The sequence below is a fragment of the Crocosphaera watsonii WH 8501 genome (assembly GCF_000167195.1).
Taxonomy (GTDB): domain Bacteria; phylum Cyanobacteriota; class Cyanobacteriia; order Cyanobacteriales; family Microcystaceae; genus Crocosphaera; species Crocosphaera watsonii.
Map to the genome: position 1 here is coordinate 1 of NZ_AADV02000247.1, position 4399 is coordinate 4399.

Annotated in this window: 5 protein-coding genes and 3 pseudogenes; 6 read left to right on the plus strand and 2 right to left on the minus strand. The window is 32.2% G+C overall.

Going from position 1 to position 4399, the window contains the following annotated elements; all coding sequences use genetic code 11:
- A pseudogene (locus CWATDRAFT_RS32470) lies at positions 1 to 593 on the minus strand (transposase); the annotation flags it as partial.
- Between the two features lie 325 nt (positions 594 to 918).
- On the opposite strand from CWATDRAFT_RS32470, the gene CWATDRAFT_RS29975 reads away from it, so the two are divergent.
- The 6 genes and pseudogenes from CWATDRAFT_RS29975 to CWATDRAFT_RS30000 all read left to right on the plus strand — a co-directional run bounded on the left by CWATDRAFT_RS29975 (position 919) and on the right by CWATDRAFT_RS30000 (position 3633).
- Entirely contained in the window at positions 919 to 1161 is a 243-nt protein-coding gene (locus CWATDRAFT_RS29975; RefSeq protein ID WP_007308477.1) for a DUF4926 domain-containing protein, read from the plus strand.
- A gap of 37 nt (positions 1162 to 1198) precedes the next feature.
- A complete protein-coding gene (locus CWATDRAFT_RS29980) occupies positions 1199 to 1630 on the plus strand; it encodes a DUF29 domain-containing protein (protein WP_007308478.1) in 432 nt (143 codons plus the stop codon).
- 52 nt (positions 1631 to 1682) lie between these two features.
- On the plus strand, positions 1683 to 2117 hold the full coding sequence (locus CWATDRAFT_RS29985; protein WP_007308479.1) for a DUF29 domain-containing protein: 435 nt from the start codon (positions 1683 to 1685) through the stop codon (positions 2115 to 2117).
- 14 nt (positions 2118 to 2131) lie between these two features.
- A pseudogene (locus CWATDRAFT_RS29990) lies at positions 2132 to 2566 on the plus strand (DUF29 domain-containing protein).
- Positions 2567 to 2766: 200 nt separating this feature from the next.
- Positions 2767 to 3420: a hypothetical protein gene (locus tag CWATDRAFT_RS29995; RefSeq protein ID WP_021831974.1), complete on the plus strand. Its 654-nt coding sequence runs from the start codon at positions 2767 to 2769 to the stop codon at positions 3418 to 3420.
- A gap of 15 nt (positions 3421 to 3435) precedes the next feature.
- Positions 3436 to 3633, plus strand: a complete 198-nt coding sequence (locus CWATDRAFT_RS30000; RefSeq protein ID WP_007308482.1) for a hypothetical protein — start codon at positions 3436 to 3438, stop codon at positions 3631 to 3633.
- Between the two features lie 287 nt (positions 3634 to 3920).
- Here CWATDRAFT_RS30000 and CWATDRAFT_RS42080 read toward each other — a convergent pair.
- Positions 3921 to 4348, minus strand: a pseudogene (locus CWATDRAFT_RS42080) (ISAzo13-like element transposase-related protein).
- Positions 4349 to 4399 lie beyond the last annotated feature (51 nt).

The following is a 4399-nucleotide window of genomic DNA, read 5'->3' on the forward strand; positions in this document are numbered from 1 at the left end:
CTCACTCGAGTCGGTACCATCTATTATTCTTTCTGTCTCAATTCTGGCTTGATTTAATATGCCTAAATCCGTTGGGTATTTGATGTCTGCTGGCGCACAAGTCGCATCTAAAATTAGTTTACCTTTATTTTTTATTTTTTCTCCTTTTTCTTGGAGACAATCCTTTTTTTTTACTTCTTTATCACTCTTGTCTATTTCTCTTTTTACTATTTTTTTATTGATTTTGTTTATCAATTCTCCATCAATTCTTTTCCTAAAATGAACTAGCATTGAAGATTCCAGTGGTGGCTCTTGTTGATAACAATTTAAACCTATAAAGTATTGTAGATAGGGATTTTCTCTAATCTGTTCTATAGTTTCTCTATCACTTGTTCCTAATTTTTCCTTAATAATTAATGTCCCTAATGCCATTCTAAATAGTTTGGCTGGCGCACCTTTTTCTGCTGAAAAAGTTTAGCATATTCTTCCTCAAAATCATCCCAAGGTATCAACTCTGCCATGATTACCCAACGATTATTGGGGGACAATTTGCCCTCGAAAGGTAATTCAAATTTTTCTGGGGGCGGTAAAGGTTGCTCCTCTTTTCGATACATTTGTTCTTGAGCAACAACTGGGAGGTGTTTCTACCAATTATAGCGGTTTGTAGCCGACAAAGCTGATCTTTTTTGCGATCGCGAATATGGGTGTAACCTTTTAAAGAATAGGGTTTTGCTTTTATTCAGCAAACCCTAATTAGACATAATGTTTTACTATAATTTTTCTCAGTATGGTGGGCAATGCCCACCCTACTTAAATTCTAACATTCTCTGTAAAAGACCTAAATAGAGTTAGTCTAGAAATTGTTACAATATGGATGACAGAATTTGATTCTGGACAAACCAAGTTTATTACCCTTTATCCTAACAAGTGAATTAAATTATGAAATTTGAACTATTTACTAGAGTCGCATTAAAAGAAGACTTAGCAAACTATAAACTATGTCGAGGAGATGTCGCAACCATTGTTGAACATCATCCTGTAAAAAATGGAGAAGATGGTTACAGTTTAGAAGTTTTTAATGCTGTGGGAGAAACTATTTCTGTTATAACTGTTGCTGAATCACAAATCGAACCTTTAATGAGTAATGAAGTGCTTCATGTTAGAATTTTAGAATCAGCTTAGATAGTTAAAATTATACTCATCAAAAATAGAGGCTATTATGAAAACGAACTTATATGATAAAGATTATTATTTATGGTTAGAAGAAACTATACAATTATTACAAGAGGGAAGATTAACAGATTTAGATATCTTTAACTTAATTGAAGAAATAAAAGACATGGGAAGAAGTGAAAAAAATGCTTTAGAAAGCAACTTAATCGTGCTATTAATGCACTTATTAAAATGGAAATATCAACCTGAAGAACAAAGCGGTAGTTGGCGTGGGAGTATCCGAGAACATAGAAGACGTATCTTAAAAGCCTTTAAAAACAGTCCCAGTTTAAAAAGATATTTTGAGGTAGTTTTTGATGAAAGTTATCAAGAAGCACGAAAACAAGCAGCCGATGAGACCGAACTTTCTTTAAATACCTTTCCAAAAAATTGTCCTTTTAAAATTGAGGAAATTCTTGATCCTGAATACTTACCATAGTACACATTGATGGACAAAATTCAAATGATACTCATCAAAAATAGAGGTAGTCATGAAAACAAACTTATATGATAAAGATTATTGTTTATGGTTAGAAGAAACCATACAAGTATTACGAGAGGGAAGATTGACAGAGTTAGATATTAGTAACTTGATAGAAGAAATAGAAGATATGGGAATTAGTCAAAAAAAAGCAGTCAAAAGTAACTCTCGGATACTGTTAATGCACTTATTAAAATGGAAATATCAACCCACTAAACGCTCAAAAAGTTGGAAGAGTTCTATTATTGAACATAGAAAAAGAATTAGAGATAGTTTTGAAGATAGTCCTAGTTTAAAAGTTTATTTTGCTAATAACTTTGACTTATGTTATCAAGATGCTAGAGAATTAGCTGCCGCAGAAACAGGATTATCTATCGATGAATTTCCTATTGAATCTCCTTTTTTCGAACAAGATACCTTGAAACCAGACTATTTTCCTGAATAAAAATAGAGGTCATGATGAAAACGAACTTATATGATAAAGATTATTGTTTATGGTTAGAAGAAACCGTACAATTATTACGAGAGGGAAGATTGACAGAGTTAGATATTAGTAACTTGATAGAAGAAATAGAAGATATGGGAATTAGTCAAAAAAAAGCAGTAAAAAGTAACTTTAAAATTCTTCTTTGTCACTTATTAAAATATAAATACCAACCAGAAAAGCGTTCAAGAAGTTGGTTATCGACTATTTTTGAACATCGGGATAGACTAGATGATGATTTTGCTGATAGTCCGAGTTTAAAGCTATATTTTGAGGAAGTTTTTTAACCTTGTTATCAAAAAGCAAGAAAACAAGCATCAATTGAAACAGGTTTATCTTTAGATACTTTTCCTATAAACTGTCCTTTTACTCCTGAACAAGTATTAAATATTAATTATTTACCTGAATAATATGAAAAAATATCAATATTTTTAGCCTTTAATGATAACATCTTCTCTGTTATCACTATTGCTGAATGATAAATTAAGTCTTTAAGGAGTAATGCTGTTACAGTTTTCAGAAAATTAGCAGAAAAATATGTAAAGATATGGGATAATTAGAAAGTCTTATTTGATGAGTGTCGATGAAAAGTCTGTTAAAAACCACTTCAATGATTTCAGTTTTTACGTTTGCCTTATTTGTAAATTCGGCTAAGTCAGTACCGATTAAACCCTCAGTACAAATTGCACAGCAAACCCCTTCCATTGGTCGAGAAATCAGAAGTTTCTTTGAAAGTGGACGCTTAACTTCAGAAGATAGATTATCATTTCAAAATCCTCCTGATGGCGTTATTCCTCTTAGGAATCAATCTAATAGTTGGCAATTTATTGTCTTTAGGCAAGGAGGGGTTTCTTTCTGGATGCCACCTGGTATTTTAACCGAAGATGAAGTATTATTAGCAACAACTTTAGGGGATATTAGTTTTCGTAGTTTAGCCTCTCATAGAGACAATCAAGAATATATTGCTGCCTATGCAGAAGGTTTAACAGATGAACAAATTGAAAATATTGATGTTTTGTTAGAAGCAATAAAAGAGGAAATACCCCCAGGTAAAGGATTTCAATTAACGCAACAAAGAGCAATCTTTTTGGATAAAAATGTAGGTAAAGAACTGACATTTTCTAACCAAGAGGAAATAATTACCCTAAGACTATATCTCGTTAAAAATCGTCTCTATGCTTTAGGGGTTCGTTATCCAAAATCTCTCACGGATACTCGCAGTAGCAGAAGTTTCTTGAATGGGTTAGAATTATTAGATAATTAATTACTTAATTTTATTATGGATTATGATTCCCCAACAACCGAAAGACAGAAAAAAGCTGTAAACCAAGCAAAAAAAATATTTCTGCTCTTGTTAGCAGGTGGTTTATCTATTGGTGTTGTTGTTTCTATTGGTGTTGTTAAACTGATGAACTATTTTGGTTTAACAGAGAAAAGCAATCAAATAGAAATAATTCAAGATAAACTAAACCAATAAACGGTTTTATTGAGCTACTTTTTAGGCTAATTATAGTATTAAATAATTACCAATTTGGACTGTGGGTAAGGTGATTTCCAAGAAAAAGTTTCCCACCCATTCTCAGAATCTGTTTGTAGAACATCTCAAATAAGCGAAAAGGGAAAAATAAAAAGTTGTTCGCGGATACTTTCCGCGAACAAAAACCTCCCTATCTAAAAGAAAGAAATACGCTAACTTTTAAATTAGCTTTGACTATTTTTAAAAAGGAAATTCACTTAATTTTACACTCTTATTAACTTTTTAGACTAACTGGGTCTAATCAAAATATCCCATTTAGGTAAGTGAGGATTACGTTCTAAACGTTTCTCAATTTCCTTCATCTCTTTTTTCGTTAAAGAAATGCCTTTTTGATAAACTTTTTTACTTAACTTAACTATCGGATTTAAGCCTTTCCATGTCATAGTTTTTACCCAAGCTAACATCGTTTGAGCATTTCTCAGAAGTGTTCCGTCCAATGCCTCTCTAAAATTCCCCAACATCTTTCTATGGGATTATATTTACTGTGATAAGGAGGAACATATAGTACTTGAATAGATTTCTTAGTTTGGTCGGCAAACTCTACCATTCTCTTCAAAAATTGCCTTCTTCTTCCACTATTTTCTGGTCCATTATTCACTTTAAATTGGATGTTCTCTAGTTGCTGCTTTTCAGGTATACTCAGACTTGTCCACATTGTTCCAGTTATCTACCTTGAATCCCTCTTTTTAAGACCTTCCAAGTTGCC